The organism is Sphingobium sp. KKT206 (assembly GCF_055640555.1).
Map to the genome: position 1 here is coordinate 950,670 of NZ_CM145765.1, position 19,309 is coordinate 969,978.

The 19,309-nt window shown below is 63.4% G+C and carries 12 protein-coding genes; 9 read left to right on the forward strand and 3 right to left on the reverse strand.

Annotation, left to right across the window (positions count from 1 at the left end; translation table 11 throughout):
- Positions 1–3 precede the first annotated feature (3 nt).
- The 4 genes from ACZ2HM_RS22420 (at position 4) to ACZ2HM_RS22435 (ending at position 6,622) form a co-directional block, all read left to right on the forward strand.
- Positions 4–411: a DoxX family protein gene (locus ACZ2HM_RS22420; RefSeq protein WP_069064378.1), complete on the forward strand. Its 408-nt coding sequence runs from the start codon at positions 4–6 to the stop codon at positions 409–411.
- Positions 408–1,979, forward strand: a complete 1,572-nt coding sequence (locus ACZ2HM_RS22425; RefSeq protein WP_470427085.1) for an MFS transporter — start codon at positions 408–410, stop codon at positions 1,977–1,979. Before ACZ2HM_RS22420 ends, ACZ2HM_RS22425 begins: the two co-directional genes overlap by 4 nt.
- Entirely contained in the window at positions 1,976–3,343 is a 1,368-nt protein-coding gene (locus tag ACZ2HM_RS22430) for an alginate export family protein (protein ID WP_037480265.1), read from the forward strand. The genes ACZ2HM_RS22425 and ACZ2HM_RS22430 overlap by 4 nt, the downstream gene beginning before the upstream one ends.
- A 360-nt stretch (positions 3,344–3,703) precedes the next feature.
- A complete protein-coding gene (locus ACZ2HM_RS22435) occupies positions 3,704–6,622 on the forward strand; it encodes a TonB-dependent receptor plug domain-containing protein (protein ID WP_470427338.1) in 2,919 nt (972 codons plus the stop codon).
- A 66-nt stretch (positions 6,623–6,688) separates the two neighbouring features.
- On the opposite strand, the gene ACZ2HM_RS22440 is transcribed toward ACZ2HM_RS22435, so the two are convergent.
- A complete protein-coding gene (locus ACZ2HM_RS22440; RefSeq protein ID WP_076605617.1) occupies positions 6,689–7,720 on the reverse strand; it encodes a LacI family DNA-binding transcriptional regulator in 1,032 nt (343 codons plus the stop codon).
- A 164-nt stretch (positions 7,721–7,884) separates the two neighbouring features.
- On the opposite strand from ACZ2HM_RS22440, the gene ACZ2HM_RS22445 reads away from it, so the two are divergent.
- Together ACZ2HM_RS22445 and ACZ2HM_RS22450 are read left to right on the forward strand one after the other, a co-directional pair.
- Entirely contained in the window at positions 7,885–9,126 is a 1,242-nt protein-coding gene (locus ACZ2HM_RS22445; RefSeq protein WP_237748985.1) for an MFS transporter, read from the forward strand.
- Positions 9,123–10,733 carry a glycoside hydrolase family 43 protein gene (locus ACZ2HM_RS22450; protein WP_313921918.1) on the forward strand — a complete coding sequence of 537 codons (1,611 nt, stop codon included), beginning with the start codon at positions 9,123–9,125 and terminating at the stop codon, positions 10,731–10,733. Before ACZ2HM_RS22445 ends, ACZ2HM_RS22450 begins: the two co-directional genes overlap by 4 nt.
- Positions 10,734–10,784: 51 nt before the next feature.
- On the opposite strand, the gene ACZ2HM_RS22455 is transcribed toward ACZ2HM_RS22450, so the two are convergent.
- Positions 10,785–14,015, reverse strand: coding sequence for a glycoside hydrolase family 2 TIM barrel-domain containing protein (locus tag ACZ2HM_RS22455; RefSeq protein WP_052027832.1), 3,231 nt, complete (start codon positions 14,013–14,015; stop codon positions 10,785–10,787).
- 213 nt (positions 14,016–14,228) lie between these two features.
- Here ACZ2HM_RS22455 and ACZ2HM_RS22460 point away from each other — a divergent pair, with 213 nt between their 5' ends.
- The 3 genes from ACZ2HM_RS22460 to ACZ2HM_RS22470 are packed head-to-tail and all read left to right on the forward strand — an operon-like array spanning position 14,229 to position 18,273.
- Positions 14,229–16,337, forward strand: coding sequence for a TonB-dependent siderophore receptor (locus ACZ2HM_RS22460; RefSeq protein WP_470427086.1), 2,109 nt, complete (start codon positions 14,229–14,231; stop codon positions 16,335–16,337).
- Positions 16,338–16,363: 26 nt separating this feature from the next.
- Positions 16,364–16,903 carry a hypothetical protein gene (locus ACZ2HM_RS22465; RefSeq protein ID WP_156106333.1) on the forward strand — a complete coding sequence of 180 codons (540 nt, stop codon included), beginning with the start codon at positions 16,364–16,366 and terminating at the stop codon, positions 16,901–16,903.
- A complete protein-coding gene (locus ACZ2HM_RS22470) occupies positions 16,903–18,273 on the forward strand; it encodes a PepSY-associated TM helix domain-containing protein (protein ID WP_076605618.1) in 1,371 nt (456 codons plus the stop codon). Before ACZ2HM_RS22465 ends, ACZ2HM_RS22470 begins: the two co-directional genes overlap by 1 nt.
- Here ACZ2HM_RS22470 and ACZ2HM_RS22475 read toward each other — a convergent pair.
- On the reverse strand, positions 18,257–19,180 hold the full coding sequence (locus ACZ2HM_RS22475) for a LysR family transcriptional regulator (protein WP_313921916.1): 924 nt from the start codon (positions 19,178–19,180) through the stop codon (positions 18,257–18,259). The genes ACZ2HM_RS22470 and ACZ2HM_RS22475 overlap by 17 nt on opposite strands.
- Positions 19,181–19,309: the final 129 nt, after the last annotated feature.

The window sequence follows — 19,309 nt, forward strand, 5'->3', positions numbered from 1 at the left end:
GTCATGGCCCCGCGTCCCATCGCCGCCTTGCTGGCCGATCGCCGTTTCGCGACCGGCGCGGCCATTCTGCTGACCCTGCCTTATTGGACCAGCGGCATCGCCAAGCTGATCGACTGGAACGGCGCGCTGGCCGAAGCCGCGCATTTCGGGTTGCAGCCCCCGGCCGGGGTGGCGGCGCTGACGATCCTGGTCCAGATCGGCGCATCGCTGCTGATCATCATGGGGCGGCAGGCGTGGCTGGGGGCCGGTGCGCTCGGCCTGTTCACGGCCTTGGCGACGGGAATCGCGCATCCCTTCTGGCAGATGGCTGATCCGGTCGCGCGCTTTCATGAGCGGGTGACTTTCTTGGAACATATCGGCCTGATCGGCGGGCTGATGATGGCCGCGATCCTGCGCGAGCGCGGCCAATGACCGCCGCGGACGACAAGCCACTCGCGTGTCCTGTCTTTCGCGCTTTGTGGATCGCGACGATCGTGTCGAACATCGGCACATGGATGCATGATGTCGGCGCGGGCTGGCTCATGACGTCACTGTCCACCGAACCGCTGATGGTCGCGTTGGTCCAGGCGGCCACGACCCTGCCCATGTTTCTCTTCGCGCTCCCCGCCGGGGCGCTGGCCGATATCGTGGACCGACGCAAGCTGCTGATCGGCGCGCAACTCTTTGGTCTTGTTGCGACCGTCATCCTGGCGGTCGCGACCGCGAGCGGGCTCACGACGCCATCGGTGCTGCTCGCGCTGACCGCCGCGATCGCGGTCGGGGCAGCGCTGTCGGCCCCGACCTTTCAGGCGATCGTGCCCGAACTGGTGCCTGGCCCCGCCTTGCAGCAGGCAGTCGCGCTCAACAGCCTGGGCGTCAACATTGCCCGCGCCATCGGGCCGGCCCTGGGCGGCCTCATCATCGCTATCGCCGGGAGCGCCGCTGTTTTCGCGCTCAATGCGGTGTCCGTGCTGGGCGTCATCATCGTCATGCTCCGCTGGCGTCGGGAGGGTGCGGCCCGACATCTGCCTGCCGAACATTTTGTCGGCGCGATGCGGGCCGGCCTGCGCTACGCCCTGCGCGCGCCGGAATTGCAGGTCGTGCTGATCCGCTCGGTCGGCTTCTTCCTGTTTGCCAGCGGCCTATGGGCGCTGTTGCCGATTGTCGCGCGGCGCGACCTTGCGCTGGGGCCAGCGGGCTATGGCGGGTTGCTGGCCTTCATGGGGCTGGGCGCGGTCGCTGGTGCGATCCTCATGCCCCGATTGCGCGCGCGCCTGGGGGCCAATCGCACGACGGTAGCGGCATCCGTGCTGCTGGCGGCGGCGATGGCGGGCCTTTCCTGGTCGAGCAATTTCCTGGCGGCGGCGATGGCGGTAGGGGCGGGCGGCTTCGCATGGATCGCGATGATGGCCGCGCTGAACGGCGGGGCGCAGGCCCGCTCGCCGGGCTGGGTGAAGGCGCGCGCGCTGGCCATCTACCTGCTGGTCTTTCAGGGGTCGATGACCGCTGGCGCTATGCTGTGGGGTAGCATTGCGGGGCAGATCGGCGTTCCGGCGACCCTGATGCTGGCGGCGGCGGCGCTTGTCCTGGCGTCGCTGCTGCTCGCCTGGCGCTATCCGCTCGACAGCGCGGCCCGGTTCGACCTTTCGCCCTCGCTCCACTGGCCCGCGCCCATGATCGAAGCGGTGATCGAGCAGGATCGCGGCCCCGTGCTGGTGACGATCGAATATCGCATCGACCCGGTCCTGGTGCCCGACTTCTTCGCCGCGATGCAGGACATGCGCCGCATCCGTCGCCGCGATGGCGCGATCCATTGGGGCGTCTATGAGGATGTCGCGCAGCCCGGCCGGGTGGTTGAAACCTTCACCGTCGAAAGCTGGCTCGAACATCTGCGCCAGCATGAGCGGGTGACCAATGCCGACCGGGTGCAGCAGGACGCGGTGCGGGCATTTCAGGTGGATGCCGTGCCGCCTTTGGTCCGCCACCTCGTCGCGCGATGATCCGGGCGCTGCTGCTGGCGGCTTTGCTAGGCCTGCCGTCGGTTGCCGAGGCACAGGTCGCGCAGACCAACCTGCGCTATGACGAGGACTGGACGCCGTTGCGCGGAACCCCCGACCGCCGCGCCGACTGGTGGGCGCCGTTGGACCGGCCGCTGGATGAAGACGGTCGTTTCACGCTGACCTTGGGCGCGGAAGCGCGGGTCCGCTATGAGGGCTTTGCCGACAATCTTTGGGGCGCGCCGCCCGCTCCGGACGATGGCTATCTCTGGTTGCGTGTCATGCCCCTTGCCGACCTGCATGCCGGCCCCGTGCGTGTCTTCGTCCAGGGGATTGGCGGCTATGCCAGAGGCGTGGGCGCGGGAGCAGGACCGGCGGATGAAACCGGCCTGGACCTGCTTCAAGGCTTTGCCGATATCCAGCTACCCATCGGCGATCAAGCGTCGCTGACGCTGCGCGCTGGGCGCGAATTGATTGCGCTTGGATCGGAGCGGCTGGTCGGTTTGCGCTATGGCCCCAACATCCCGCAGCCTTTCGACGGCGTTCGGCTGATGCTGGAGCGGGGCAACAGCCGGATCGAAGCCTTCCAGGGAAAGCCCGTCGCGGTGCAGTCCGGCAATTTTGATGACCGCCGTTCGCCGACCAAACAGCTTGACGGCTTTTATGTCACCACACCCCTGGCGACAGGCGTGAAAGTCGATCTTTACGCCCTCCGTTACAGCGACGCCGCCGCCCGCTATGCCAATATGATCGCGCGCGAACGACGGCAAACCTATGGCGTCAGGCTGTTCGGCACCCATGCGGCACTGGGCTGGAACTGGGAAGCGATGCTCCAGCGCGGTCGGTTCGGCTCGCAGTCCATCAAAGCCTGGTCGATTGCGACCGAAACCAGCTATGCGTTTGCCGAAACCCCGCTAAAACCCCGCCTTCGCCTGCGCGCCAATGCCGCCAGTGGCGACGATGACCCGAGGGACAACCGGCTGGGTACGTTCAACGCGCTGTTTCCCAAGGGCAAATATTTCGGCGAACTGACGCTCATCGGCCCGCGCAATATCCTCAACCTGCATCCCAGCATCGATGTCGATCTGGGTCGTGGGCTCACCGTCGAAATGACGGCAATCGCCTATTGGCGCTTCAGTCGCGGGGACGGCATTTATGATGTCCCCGGCCAATTGATCCGCGCCGCAGGGCAGGGGGCATCCCGGTACATCGGCAATCAGGTCGAACTGTCGGCCAACTGGCAGGCCAGCACGATCCTGTCCGTCTCCGCTTCGGCATCGCTGTTCCGCGCTGGCGACTTCCTGCGCCAGACCGGCCCCGCCCGCCCCATCCGCATGGTGGGAACGGAAATCATGTTCCGCTTCTAAAAGCCGGTCGGAAAAATCCTGTCTTTTTAACAACCTGTCGTTCTTCCCACGGCTGTCTGCAATGCCGTTGGCAGTTGCCCGAAGCGAAATGGCCGACATAAATGTCAGTGGTCTGCCATAAGATTGTTGACAGCTTCGGGCCGTCACAATAAATCGGGTTAACGTTACCATTCTGATTTTCGGCAGGGCGGATGATCTGACTGTTCCAGCCGTTCGGCACGCGAATGCAGGCTTAGGGTGATTTCGCGGGTTCAGTTATAAATATCCAATAAATACAAAGACTGGGAGATGGACATGATACGGAAAACGACGGCACAATATGGGCTGAAATGGCGGCGCGCCTATGTGGCCACCGGCTCTATGATAGCGATAGCATCGAATCTAGCCCTGCCATCCGTGGCGCTGGCGCAGCAGGCTCCGCAGCCCGCCGCCACGCAATCGGAAGCGCCGCAATCGGCACCGGCCGCGCCCGCCCCGACGAACCAGGATATCGTGGTCACCGGATCGCGCATCACGTCAAACGGCTTCAATGCGCCCACGCCCACTACCATGATCGGCACTGAGCAGATTGAGGCAAATGCGCAGCCCAATATCTTCACCACCATCGCCCAATTGCCCTCGCTGCAGGGATCGACCGGCTCCACGGTCAATACGTTCAGCACGTCGAGCGGCCAGCAGGGGCTGTCCTCCTTCTCGCTGCGTGGCCTGGGGCCGATCCGCACCCTGACGCTCTTGGACGGTCAGCGCGTCGTCGGTGCCAATGTCACCGGCGTTCCCGATGTCAGCCTCTTCCCGCAACTGCTCATCAAGCAGGTCGATGTGGTCAATGGCGGCGCTTCGGCCTCCTATGGCTCGGACGCTGTGGGCGGGGTCGTGAATTTCATCACCGACACGCGCTTTGAAGGGTTCAAGGGCAACGTCCAGGGCGGCGTGTCCACCTATGGCGATAATGAGCAATATCTCGTCCAACTGGCGGCGGGCAAAAGCTTTCTCGACGGTCGTCTGCGCGCCGTGGTCAGCGCCGAATATGGCGATGAGGCTGGCGTCGGCGGCGGCGATTTCGGTATCGGGCTGGCCGGTGGCCGCGACTGGTTCAAGCAAACCACGCTGATCAATCGCAACGCGCTCAACGACGGATCGCCCCAATATCTGCTGCTCGATAATGCGCAGCCCTATAATTATACTAAATATGGCCTGATCACTGCGGGGCCGTTGCAGGGCATCGCCTTTGACCAGGCGGGCAATCCGTTCCAGTTCCAATATGGTTCCAACGGCACGCCATCCGGCAACGCATCGGGTGCGGTCAATGGCTGTTATCCCGGCTTCTGCATCGGCGGCGATCTGTCGGGCAATGTCGATGCCGGTCGATCGCTGCAATCGAGCATCAAGCGGCTCAATACCTACGGCCGCCTGGGCTTCGAATTTGCCCCCGACAATGAAATTTACGGGACCGTCAATATTGCGCAGGTGAAAACAAACAACCAGCCGGTGGGGGGTATGAACCGGCCCAACCTGACGATCGAATGCAGCAACCCGTTCGTGCCAGCATCGGTGCAGCAGGCGTGCGCCACGGCGGGCATCACCAATTTCGCCTATGGCACCAGCAATGCGGCGCTGGGCAATACGCAGGTCTATACCGACCGCCGTCAATATCGCTTCGTCGCTGGCGCGAAGGGCCGCGTGCCGGTCGCCGGATCGGACTGGACCTATGATGCCTATTATCAGCATGACACCAATTATACCGACGTCGATGTCACCAACATCATGCTGTCCCGCCGCTTCAACCAGGCGATTCAGGCGGTGACGTTGAATGGCGCGATCGTCTGTGCCGATCCGGTTGCCAGAGCCAATGGCTGCGTGCCCCTCAACATCCTGGGCGGCGCACCGCCATCCGCGGCTGCCCTGTCCTACATCATGCCCGAAAACGGTCCCTATCAGCGGACCCGCCAGACGCAGGATGTGGTCAGTCTCAATTTCTCCGGCTCGCCCTTCGACCTTTGGGCAGGACCGCTGTCGGTCGCGTTCGGCGCGGAATATCGCCATGAATATTATAAGGTCACGGCCGACCCCTATGGTGCGGGCGTGTCGGACCTGTCGCCCAACAATAGCGAATATCCTGCCGATCCCGCGCTGTTGACCGATGGCAACAATTGGTATGCGGGCAATTACAAGAATGGCCAGGGTGCCTACAGCGTCAAGGAAGCCTTTGTCGAAGTCGACCTTCCGCTGTTCGACAGCAGCTCCGTCGGCCGCGCCAACATCAATGCCGCGGCCCGCGTAACGGACTATAGCACGTCGGGAACGGTGTGGGCCTGGAAGGTCGGCGGCACCTGGGATCTGCCGATTGAGGGGCTGCGTCTGCGCGGTGTCGCCTCGCGCGATGTGCGCGCGCCCAACCTGTCGGAACTGTTTGCGGCGCCCGTCACCACCACCTTGCCCAATTTCTTCGACCCCTTCCGCAACGTCAACGTGCTGGCCATCCAGAACCAGATCGGCAATACCGACCTGACCCCGGAAATCGCGCGCAACACCACTTTCGGCGTGGCGCTGGCCAATGCCCCCTGGCTGCCCGGCGTCAGCCTGTCGGTGGATTATTACAAGATCAACCTGACCGACGTGATTTCCAGCCTGGGCGCTGGCGACATCGTCAATCTCTGCTTCCGCGAAATCCTGCCCGACGCCTGCAATGTGTTCAATCTGAACAACCAGAACGGGCCGAACTTCATCAATGTCCAGGCCTTCAACCTGGCGTCGATCAAGACCGAGGGCATCGATATCGAAGCCAGCTATGTGTGGCAGCGGCCACTGGGGCTGGACGGCACATTGACGCTGCGCGCATTGGCGACCCATATCCGCAAGTTCGTGACCGACAATGGTCTGTTCGGTTCGGTTCCCCTGGACTCGGCGGGCGCGAACCTGGGCAATACGCCCGACTGGAAATGGCTGGCGATCCAGACCTACGCCACCGACACCTTCTCCCTCTATGTTCAGGAACGCTGGTTTTCCGACGGCGTGTTGGGCAAACAATATGTCGAATGTCAGCCCGGCAGCTGCCCGGCCTCGACCAACAACAATCCGACGATCGACAATAATTTCATGCCCGGCGCCTTCTACATGGACATAGGCGGCACCTATAATCTGACGCCTGCGATCACCGCCTATGCCAAGGTCGACAATCTGTTCGATCGTGACCCGGCACGCTCGCCCTATTTCGCCAATCCCGCACTCTATGATGTCGTAGGCCGCATGTATCGTGCCGGTGTGCGCTTCAAATTCTGACCTTTACCGATACGGTCGGCGGTGCGACCTCCCCCTGCACCCGCCGATCGAAACGGCCGCCATCGTCTATCCCGCGATGGCGGCCGTCGATTGCCGCTCGATAAGCTGATGGCCCAGCAGGCATTTGGGATGGCGCACCTTGCGCGAGGTGCTGATTTCCTGGGTCAAAAGGCGCAACGCTTCGGCCGCCAGTTCGCGCACGGGCTGGCGGATCGTCGTGAGTGGCGGCCACAGCGTCACCGCGGCGGTGGTATCGTCAAAGCCGACCACGGTCAGGTCTTCGGGCACGGACAGGTGGCGGCGATGGGCGACGGAGACGACCGCAGCGGCCATGTCGTCATTGCTCGCGAAAATGGCGGTCGGCGGATGGTCGATATCCAGCAACTGCTCGCCCGCCAGCAAGCCGGACGTATAGGAGAAGTCTCCCTGGACCAATATCGTCTCAATACCCCCGGCTTCATGCACGGCGGCGTCGAATCCTGCCAGCCGGTCTTCGCTGGCGGACTGGCCAGGATTACCGATGATGAAGCCGATGCGACGATGGCCAAGGCCGATCAGATGTTTGGTCATGTCATAAGCCGCCGCGCGATCGTCGATCCGCACGCAGATCGCATCGCGGGCATAGCCACCTACCACTGCCATCGGCAATTGCGCCAGATGGATGGGGTCGCGCACTACGCGCGATTCCCCCAGCGGCGGCGCGATGATGATGCCGCCCACGCCCGATCCGATCAGGCGGTGGATCGCTTCGGGCGGCGGCGGGCGACCATCCTGCCCGCCCAGCAGCGTCAATTGCGCCCCCATGACCGACGCTTCCTCGAACACGCCGATCAGGAAATCATGCATGAAAGCGGCGCTCGGATTGGAATAGATCACGCCGATCCGCACCTCGCGCGACGTCACCAGCGCACGGGCCGCGACATTGGGCGTATAGTTCAGTTCCGCAATCGCGGCATTGACCGCCAGACGGGTTTCGGCGCGCACCTTGCCATTGCCGTTGATAACGCGCGACACGGTCATCGCGGACACGCCCGCACGCTTGGCGACATCGACCACGGTCGCGCTGCGCTGCTGAGGATGGGGAGGCTTCAAGATCATCCTTTCGAACCAATCGCACCATTTCTAGCGAGATGGCAGGCCCGTCAAGACAAAGACGATGGCCTCCATCGGGGCGGATGCGCACCCTCCTGCACATTAGCGCTTGCCGCGTCCGGCTGCCTTCGCCTACATCGCTATGATAACGTTAACGCAGGACATGTCTGTTGACCTATTTCCGGCATATCCGTTGGACCATCATCGGTCTGTTCGCGATCGCGATGACCATCAATTATCTGACGCGCAGCGTCCTGGGGGTGGCCGCCCCTACGATCATGGGTGAACAGGGCATCACGTCCGAACAATATTCCTGGATCACCGGGGCATTCCAGATCGGCATCATGTTTCAGCCGGTCGCAGGCTATGTCCTCGACATTGCGGGCCTGCGCTACGGTTTCACCTTCTTCGTGCTGATCTGGTCGCTCATCACCATGGCGCATGGGCTGGTGCAGGGCTGGCTCGGCTTTCTCGCGCTCCGCGGCGCGCTCGGCCTGGTCGAAGGCGGCGCGCAGCCTGCGGGCATGAAGGTCGTGTCCCAATGGTTCCCCGCCCGCGAGCGCGGGACCGCAGGGGGATTGTACCAGATCGGCGCATCACTGGGTGCCGTCGCCGCGCCGCCGCTGGTGGCCTGGGCGGTGCTCACCCATAGCTGGCGCGCGGCCTTCTTCGTCGCAGGCGGCCTCGGCCTCGTCTGGCTCATCCTGTGGCTATTCTGGTATCAGACGCCCGCACGGCACCGGGCTATCACCGCGGAAGAACGCACAAAGATCCTCGATGGCCAGGAAGCGGAGTTGCAGCAGAAGCGCAAGCGCCCGGACCTGCGCACGATGCTGCGCCGTCGCGATATGTGGGGCATCGCGCTCCCGCGCTTTCTCGCCGATCCGGTATGGGGGATGCTCTCGCTCTGGATGCCGCTCTATCTGGTGCAAGTGCGCAATTTCGATATTCAGCAGATTGCGATCTTCGCCTGGCTACCCTTCCTTGCCGCCGACCTTGGCTGTCTTGCGGGGCCAGCCCTGGTCGCCTGGCTCCAGCGGCGCGGCGTCCATCTGATCGACGCGCGGCGCGGCGCCTTCACCATCGGCGCGGTGCTGATGTGTTCGATGATGTTCGTCGGCATCGTGCAAAGCCCGGTTGCGGCCATCGCCCTGCTCTGTGTCGCGGGCTTTGCCCATCAAACCCTGTCGGTCACCGTCATCACCATGTCGGCCGACCTGTTCCCGCAGGATGAGGTGGCGACGGCCACCGGCATAGCGGGCACGGCGGCCAATCTCGGCGTGCTGATCTTCACCCTGCTGCTGGGCAGTTGGGTCGACCAGGTCGGCTATGGCCCCTTCTTCATTCTCCTTGGGCTGCTGGACCTTGTCGGCGCCGCCATACTTTGGACCTTGGTGCGAAAACCGGTATGATCTCGATTACCAATCCTATCCTGCGGGGCTTCAATCCCGATCCCTCGATCGTGCGGGTCGGCGACGACTATTATGTCGCCACTTCGACCTTCGAATGGTATCCGGGCGTGCAGATCCACCATTCCCGCGACCTCGCCAATTGGCAGCTTGTCGCCCGGCCGCTACGTCGCCCGGCCCAGCTCGACATGCGGGGCAATCCCGATTCCTGCGGGGTGTGGGCGCCGGACCTGAGCTATGCCGATGGCCGGTTTCACCTGACCTATACCGACGTCAAACGCTATGGCCGCACCACCCGGTCCGACCGGACGGACGTATCGCTGCGGGACTTCCATAATTATTGGGTGTGGTGCGACCGTATCGATGGCGAATGGTCCGATCCCGTCCATGTGAACAGCAGCGGCTTCGATCCCGCGCTCTTCCACGACGATGATGGCCGTAGTTGGCTGCTCAACATGCTGTGGGATCATCGCCCCGGCCACAAACGCTTCGCCGGGATCGTCATCCAGCAAATGTGCCTCAAAACCGGCCGCCTTCTGGGTGAGCGGCATAATATCTTCGCTGGCAGCCCGCTGGGCTTTACCGAAGGGCCGCATCTCTACAAGCGCGACGGCTATTATCATATCTTGGTGGCCGAGGGCGGGACGGAGCGCAATCATGCCGTGGTGATGGCGCGGTCGCGGTCGCTCTTTGGCCCCTATGAACTGCATCCCGATGGGCCAGTGCTGACGGCGCGCGATCAGCCCGATGGGCCGCTTGCTCGCGCTGGCCATGGCGACCTGGTGGAAACGGCGAACGGCGATCCCTGGCTCGTCTATCTCTGCGGCCGCCCGCTGCCCGCGTCCGATCGCTGCATATTGGGCCGGGAAACCGCGATACAGCCTATGCGCTGGGGCGAGGATGGCTGGCTGCGCACGATCGACGGAACGGGCCGCCCGATGGCGTCGGTCGGAAACGTGAGCGTCGCGCGCACCCTGACCGATGATCGCGCGGATTTCGACGATCCGACTTTGCCCCCCCCCTTTCAATGGCTGCGCACGCCCTATCCCGACCAGATTTTCTCGCTGACGGATCGGCCGGGCCATCTGCGCCTGTTCGGGCGCGAGTCCGTGGGCAGCCATTTCACCCAGGCGCTGGTGGCGCGACGCCAGTGCGAATGGCGCTTCAGCGCGGAAACGTTGGTCGATTTCCATCCCGCCAATTTCCAGCAGTCGGCCGGTCTGATCCATTATTATAACAGCACGAAATTCCATTATCTGCACATCACCGCCGACGATGTGGGGCAACCGGTGATCCAGATATTGTCGGTCGTGCCTGACGAGGCTCGTCCCAGTGTCACTTCACCCGCCATCCCGATCGCGCGCGGCCCGGTCTGCCTTCGGCTGGACGTGGATCATGAAACAATGCGCTTCTCCTATCGCATGGCCGATGACGAAGCTTGGCACGAGGTTCCCGGCGATCGCGACGCGAGCATTCTGTCCGACGAAGCGACCTTGCCCTATTTGCCCAACTTCACCGGCACCTTCGTCGGCATGGCCTGTCAGGACATGGCGGGCACAGGAGCCGTCGCCGACTTCGACTATTTCCATTATGTCGAGCGAGACGGCTGACGCGAAACCGAATAGGGGCGCGCTACCGACAGGCAGCGCGCCCCTTTTGCGTCAGAAGCGGATCGGCGTGTCCGTTGCGGCGGCGGGCAGCGCGCCTGTCGTCGCCACCCCCTCCGCATCGACCGACAGCGTAAAGCCATAGCGGTGCGGCGTCACCGGAATGCGATATGGCTCCAACGGTCGGCCAAGCGCGCTCCAGCTATCAGTGCCACCGACCCCGCTTTGCACCTTGTCGATCAACAGCGTGACGTCGCCATGCGGCTTGATATCGCTGCTGCGCCAGGTGCCGGGCGGACGTCGCGCTAGGTCGTCATAGGGAAAGGCCAGCACATTGGCGGACAGTGGCTCCATGCCCTTCACGGTCAGGGACGGCATGGTGGCGCCGCTAACCTTCATCCAGCGCACGCCCACCTTGTTCCCGGTTTCCTGGGGTCGCATATAATCATGGTGCTGATCGGCGATTGCGCCGGTCCAGCGGCCCAGCGCCGCGCCGGTCTGGCGGTCGGCATAGCTTTCATGCGGCCCCTTGCCATACCATTCGACGCTCTTGAACGCAGAAGGCATGCTATAGGCGAGGCCGATGCGCAGCGGATCGGGCAGATCCTTCTGCAACGGCGTGAATTGTGCCTCCACCGCCACCTTACCATCGCCGCGCAGGACATAGCGGTTCTCGAACCGCGCCACGCCATCGCCGACATTGAACCGGACGCTGACGGCGACGGCGCGTTTGTCCGCCTGGTCCACCGTCACCGCTTCGACGACGCGCTTCTCCGACGCCGTCTGCCACATCGCATGGGTGCGCGCGACGCCGGTGCCTATGTCATTGTCGATGAGCGCGCGATAGAAATGCGGCGCGCCGCCAGACAAGATGGCGCGGCCGTCCTTGCGATAGCCGATCAGCCCGGTCGCGCGGTCGATCCTCAGCTCAGACCCCGCCGCCGCCAGGACAATACTGGCCTGGTCATCGGTGATGCTGACCGGCCCGCCACCATCTGGCGCTTGCGCCATCACGGCGCCCGGCACGACGAACTGGTCCCAGGCGACCAAATGCCCCGCCGGGACCAGCGGCACCGCGCCGCCACGCGCGCGCGCGGTCAACGTCACGACATATTCGCCACCAGCCTTGCGGGTCTGTGGCAAGGCAGCGGTAATCGTGGCCTCCGATCGCGCGGCGACAGCGGGGGAGGGGATAGCCCCACGCGCCACCTCGATCCCGTCTTCCAGCAATATCCAGCCCAGATCGAAATCGGCCAGGTTGCGGAAATCATGGCGATTGATCACTGTGAACCGTCCGCTGCCCAGGTCATCAGCACGGAAGGCGATCGGCTGATAGACTTTATGCAGTTCGAACAGATGCGGATTGGGCGTGCGGTCGGGCTGGATCAGCCCATCGCCAAATTCGATGTCGCCCCCCGGATTGGGACCATAAATCCCGCCCGTGCCCCAAAACGGCTCGCCCTTCTCGTCGCGCGCATGCATCGACTGATCCACCCAGTCCCACACGAAGCCGCCCTGCAATTTGCGATGGGCGTAGATGGCCTCCCAATAGTCAGCCATATTACCCCCGCTATTGCCCTGCATATGCGCATATTCGCACTGGATCAGCGGCTGGGTGAAACGCGGGTCACGGGCATAGGCGATCGTCTGGTCGACGCTATAATACATCGGCGCAAAGATATCGGCATAGGCATTGGGCTTCGGTTCGCTCAGCGTGCCCCAGCCCAGATAGTTGATCAGCCGCGTCGGGTCGCGTCGCCGCGCTTCCGCCGCCGCCTTTTCGAACGCCGGGCCGATCCCCGCCTCATTGCCCAGCGACCAGAAGATGATCGACGGATGATTCTTGTCCCGCTCGATCATATTGACCACGCGTGAGACATGGGCAGCGTCCCAAGCCGGATCATAGCCAATCTGATAAAGTTTGCGCTCGGCTTCGCCCTTCCAGCCCATTTCCATATAGGCGTGGGATTCGATATTCGCCTCGTCCATGACATAGAGGCCATATTCATCGGCCAGATCATACCAGCGCGGGTCGTTGGGATAATGCGACGTGCGTACCGCGTTGACATTGTTGCGCTTCATCATCTCCATGTCGCGCCGCATCGACGCCATCGAAATGACGTGGAACGTGTCCGGGTCATGCTCGTGCCGGTTGACGCCGCGGATCATGATCGGACGGCCATTGACCATCAATTGCCCATCGCGGATCGCGACATCGCGAAAACCGATGCGCTGGGCGGTCGCCTGCACCACCGCACCCTTGTCGTCCAGCAGCTCCAGCAGCAGCGTGTAGAGGTTGGGCGTTTCCGCCGACCAGGCGCGCACCCCCGGCAGCCGGTCGGCAACGCGCACCGTCTGTTCAGCCGTGCCCGACACGACCGCGACCGTTCGGCGCGACAAGGTCTGCTCGCCATCCATCACCGTTGCGCGCATGGTCATCGGCCCGCTGCCGGGCAGCACCTTCGCCACCACCTCCAGCGTCCCGTCGCGCCAATCCTGCGTCAGCCCCGCCCGCACCGCGAAATCGCGGATGCGCGTCTTCGGCGCCGCCATCAGGAAGACTTCGCGCTCGATACCCGATACGCGCCAGAAATCCTGATCCTCCAGATAGGAACCGTCCGACCAGCGATAGATGCGGATCGCGATGCTGTTCTTGCCGGGGCGCAGGAAGCGCGAGACGTTGAACTCGGACGGCAGCTTGCTGTCCTCGCTATAGCCGACCTGCTGTCCGTTGACCCAGACATAATAGGCCGAACCCGCAGCGCCGATGTGCAATATCACATCCTCGCCCGCCCAGTCCGGCGGCACATCGACATCGCGGCGATACGACCCCACCGGATTGCGATCATGCGGGATCAGCGGCCGGTTCGCGGGGAAGGGGTAGGTGATATTATTGTATCGCGCCTGGTCATAACCTTCCGCCTGCCAGTCCGCCGGCACGCTTATGCTCTTCCATCCCGACGCATCGAAATCATCGCGGAAGAAATCCGCCGGTGCCCCATCGACATTGGGCGAAAAATGAAACTGCCACTGGCCATTGAGCGACAGGAAGCGCCGCGACGCCGTGCGATCTCCCGCCAGCGCGCGCGCGCTGTCTTCGAACGGAAAGCCGGTGGCGCGCGCAGGCTCCTTGCCGCGTTCGAAAACCGCCGGATTTTCCCAGTCGGGACGGCTATTGTCGATTTGCGGGGTCAGCGGAACGGCGGGCCGACTCTGCGCGCCAACCGGCGCTGCCATCAATAGGGGAGTGAGACCCGTCAACCAGGTTGCAGCTTTTCTCTTCATCGGCTCCCTCCATCATATGGCATCTGTTCCGATGCGTGGTAACGCTCACATAGCAGGCGCATAGCCCGCTTGCCAGCATCGCTTGCCTATGTCTGTGTGCCCAAGACCGGCATATCGCGATAGGGCAAAAGAGACTTGCGAATGATAGTGGTTCGCATTAGTAGCGGCCCGACAGGGTGATCCTACGCCCGCTATTTGCATAAAAGGGATTTTATGAAGGCCGCAAAGCTCGCGCTGTGCCTCTGCACCGCCATGACCGTCACGCCATCCTTCGCGCAGGCACCCGACGCTGCGGAGGGCGCGGACCAGTCCAGCATCGTCGTCACTGCGGTCGCTGGCCAGTCGAGCGGCGCGGGCACGAAAACCGACGTGCCCCTCATCGAAACGCCCCAGCCGATCAGCATCATCAACGCCGAAACCTATCAGGCGCAGGGCGCGATCTCGATCGCCGATACGCTGCGCTATGTGTCGGGCGTGGTCGCCAACCCCTATGGCGCGGACGGGCGCGAGGACGGGGCCTTCATTCGCGGCATTTCCCCGCTCCAGTTCCGCGATGGCATGCGCGACCTGTTCAGCTATTTCGCCAATATCCGGTCCGACCCCTATAATTTCTCGCAAGTCGAGGTCGTGCGCGGCCCGGCCTCCGTGTTGTTCGGGTCAGGCTCGATCGGCGGCCTCATCAACACCGTGTCGAAGCGGCCCGATTATGAAACGCATGGCGAAATGTCGGTCCGCTATGGCTCGTTCGACCGCAAGGAAATATTGGGCGACATCACCGGATCACTCACCGACGGAATCGCTGCGCGGCTGGTCGCGCGGGTCCGCGATGCCGATACGCAGGTCGATCATGTCTCCGACGACCGCGTGATGCTCGCCCCTTCGCTGCGCTTCAAACTGGGGGAACAGACCGAACTGACGCTGCTGGGCCTGTATCAGGAAGATGATGGCGGCTCGATCTCGCAATTCCTGCCGATCGTCGGCACGCTCGCGCCCAATCCCAATGGCCAGTTGCCGAACAACACCTTCATCGGCAAGCCCGGCTGGGACCGCTATGACGGCCGCACCCTGCAGGGTACGGCCCTGCTGGAACATCGTTTCAACGAGCATGTCCAGTTGAACCTCAAGGCGCGGGTGATCGACTCGGATCTCACCTATTTCACCCATTATCCCAACAGCTACAGCAATCCCGCCAATCCCTATCTCGACTCCGCGCAGCGCGTGATCGGCCTCTATGCCGATGGCAGCTATGCCAGCACCGATGTCTTTTCGACCGACAATAATGTGCGGATCGACTTCAACACCGGCGATGCGATCGAACATATCCTGCTGGCGGGCGTCGATTATAGCTGGAACCGGGTGCGCAAATTGGGCGGGGCCGCGTTTGAAACGATCGATATTTACGACATCGATTATGCCTCCCTGTCCGACTATGGCGGCGGTATCCCGCAGCCGGGCGATGCGGGCTATCTCTACGGCACCAACAGCAATGTGACCCAGGCGCAGCTCGGCTTCTATGTGCAGGATCAGATCCGCTTGTGGGATCGCGTCTCGATCGTGCTGGGCGGACGGCGCGACCATGTCGAAACCAAAAGCCTCGATCCCACGACCAACAGCCGCACCAAGGAAACCGCGAACGCCACCTCCTTCCGCGCGGGCATCATCGCCGAAGTCGTGACCGGCTTCTCGCCCTTTTTCAGCTATACCGAATCCTTCAACCCCATTTCCGGCAGCGCCAATGACGGCACGCTGTGGAAGCCCGAACGCGGCCGCCAATATGAGGTCGGCGTAAAGCTCCACCCCGACGACCGCACCCTGCTGACCGCGACCGCCTATCATATCCGGCAGAGCAATCGGGTCATCAACCTGTCCCCAACCGTCTCGGTGCAGGCAGGCAAGGCGACATCGAAGGGCTTTGAGATCGAAGGCCGCCGCTCGCTGCCTGGCGATTATGAGATCATCGCCAATTTCAGCTACAACAAAGCCTATCTGAACGAAAATGCGGATCAGCAGCAACTCGACAATGTGCCCAAATATGGCGCATCTGCCTGGGCCACCAAGACGTTCCGCATGGATGATGACAAGTCGCTGCGGCTCGGCACCGGCGTCCGCTATGTCGGCGAAAACTGGTCGGGCGGTGTCGTGCGCACCCCGTCCTACACGCTGGTCGATGCCCTAGCCGAAGTGAACTGGCGGCAATGGCGCATGTCGATCAATGCGACCAACCTGTTCAACAAGAAACATTATGCCGCCTGCCTGTCGCGCGGCGACTGCTTCATCGGGGCGGATCGCAATGTCTTCGGCACGCTGACCTACGCCTTCTGATGGCCTGGGTCTGGGCAGGATCAGCGATGACGGTGGCCGCAGTGCTGTTGCTCCGTCACGCCTGGCGGTTGCAAGGGCGTTCCGTGCCGCTGCTGGGTGCTGCCTGGGCGCTGCTGCTCTTGGGCCTGATCGCCGCAGGGGCGGGCCATGGCGCGTGGGGCGTGTCGGTGGCGTGCCTGTCGTTGATGCTCTGCGCCTTCGCCTGCCTAGCCGTCGCGGGCTGGACCGCGCCGCGTGACAAGGCACGCCCGCCCCAACGGCGCGCGCATATGCTGCCTGACGCGGGCGAGCCATCCTATATCGGCCGCCGCCTGCTGACCTTCCTGATCACGGTGCCGCTCGCCCTCGTCACATCGCTCGCCCTAGCGCTGGCCATGCGCGTCTGGGTGTCCGCCAGCGGGGCAGTGGAGGCCAATGCCAATGTCGTCACCCTCTTCCTGACGCCTCTGCTATGGTCGATCCTGGTCGTCCTGCTGATGCTGGCAAAGCGGCGGCGCACGCAATGGCTGATGCTGGGCGCGCCGCTTCTGGTCGGCGGCCTGTCCATCCTGTGGGGAATGATGTAATGAGCAATGGCGAAGGCGTGCGCGCCAAAGGTTTCGACAAGGCGACCGTTCGCGACGTGCTCTCGGCCCATGCCGCCATCGGCCTGCTGGCGGGTGCCTTCCTCTATCTCGTCTGCCTGACTGGCACGATCGTCGTCTTCTTCGCCGAATGGCAACGGATCGAGCAGCCCGCCGCCCCCGAAATGCGCGAAATCGCGCCCCAATCGGTGCAACGCGCGGTGGAAACCGTGCTGGCGAGCGAGAAGGGCAAGCCGCTCACCACGCATCTCTACGTCCATCTGCCGACGCAAGACCTGCCGCGCACCACCATCACCACCGATCATCAGGCGGTGCATGTCGCCTCCGATGGTAGCATCGCCATGCCGGAGGAAAATGCCTGGTCCGACTATCTCCTCTCGCTCCATTATACGCTGCATCTGCCCTCGACGCTGGGCATGATCCTCGTCGGCCTCCTGGGCGTCATGATCGTGGCGCTGGCGATCTCCGGCGTGATCGCCCATCCGCGCATCTTCCGCGATGCCTTCCGCCTGCGCGCGCGCAGTAGCGGCGGTGTGGGGCTTGCCGACTGGCACAATCGGCTCGGCGTATGGACGCTGCCCTTCACCATCATGATCGCGCTGACCGGCGCGATGATCGGCCTCGCGGTCGTCACTGGCTATGGCCTGGCGGGCAGTTTCTACAAGGGCGATCTGGCAGCCGTCTACGCCCCCATCTTCGGCGGCGAAGGTGCAGCGGACAGGGCATCCGCGCCCGTCCCGGATATGGCGGCCCCCATGCGCTATATGCAGGCGCATCATCCCGATGTGCATCCAAGCTACCTGATCCTGCATGATCCGCTGACCGCCGGACAGCATGTCCAGGTCGTCGGCCTTCATCCCAACCGGCTCATTTTCGGCGAATATTATATGTTCGACGCCAAGGGTGGCTATCATGGCACGGCGGGCCTGTCCGACGGCGCGCTGGGGCAACAGGCGGCGGCATCGGCCTATAATCTCCACTTCGGCAATTATGGCGGCCTGCCGGTCAAGATCGCTTATGCCCTGTTCGGCCTTGCGCTATGCGCTATGACCGCGACCGGCACCTCGATCTGGCTCGGCAAGCGGCGACGGCGCGGCCTCGACCATCCCCGCCTGACCCGCGCCTGGGACGCCATCGTCTGGGGCAGCCCGGCCGCGCTGATGCTGACCTTCGTCCTGCGCCAAGGGATCGGCAATGACGCGCCGCTGGTCGCGGCCTTCTGGGGCCTGCTCGTCGCAATTTTGGTCGTCAGCCTGGTTGTGACCGATGGCCACCGCTTTCGGCGCGGGCTTCAGATGCTCCTTGTTGCCGCCACCCTCGCAGGCTGCGTAGGATTCATCCTAGCGCTGTGAAATCCCTGCGCCACAGCGGCGCAGCCAGGCTCTCGCGCAGCACCTGCAGGAACGCATTGGTCCGCCCGCTGCGCCCCTGCCGGGCGCGGAGCAGCGCCACCACATCGGCGGCGGGCGGCGACCAGCGCGGCAATATCGCCTGCAACCGCCCCGCCGCCAGATCCTGCGCGACATCCCACTCGCTCCGCAAGATGATGCCCAGCCCCGCCAGCGCCCAGTCGCGGATGATCTCGCCATCATTGCTCGCCATGACCGGCTTGATCCGCACCGTCACCTTGCCCTGCTTGGCATGGGCAAAGCGCCAGAGCGTGACATCCTCGTCATTCTCGCGCAGCGCGAGGCAGTGATGCGCCGTCAAATCCTGCGGGGTCTGGATCGGGGGATGCCGGGCAAGATAGTCGGGGGCGGCGCACAGGATGCGGCTGTTGGGGGCAAGCGTCGTGACCAGGCGGTCGCTTTCGGGCAACGCCCCGATATGCACGACGATATCCCAATTGTCGGCCATTTGTCGGATCGGGCTGTCGGACAGCGCCAGCGTCACCGATATCGCCGGATGGCTTTTGGCAAAGTCGCAGACCACCGGCGCGACATGCCGCCTGCCAAAACCATAGGGGGCCGCTACGCGCAGATGGCCGCTGACCTGCCGGGTGCGGCTTGCCACCCGTTCCGACAATTGTTCGATCGCGCTGATGATGTCCGCCCCGTCCGACGCGATCAACTCCCCTTCGTCGGTCAGGCGCAGACCGCGAGATGTCCGGTCGATCAGCTTCACCCCCACCCGCTCCTCCAGCGCCCGCAAGCGTTGCGTGACCGCAGGCGGCGTGACATTCAACCTGCGCGCCGCCTCGGCCAGCGACGGCGCGCTGGCGATCATATGGAAAAAGCGGAGGTCATCCGTCGAAAGCATTAAGTTTCATCTTAGCCATAAATACAGAATATGTTAATTGCGGACTTCAGAAATCGGCATATTCTGCGACCCATGGCATGTCAAAACCAATGTACGGGTCGCTGTCCGTTTCATCGAAGAAAGCCGCGT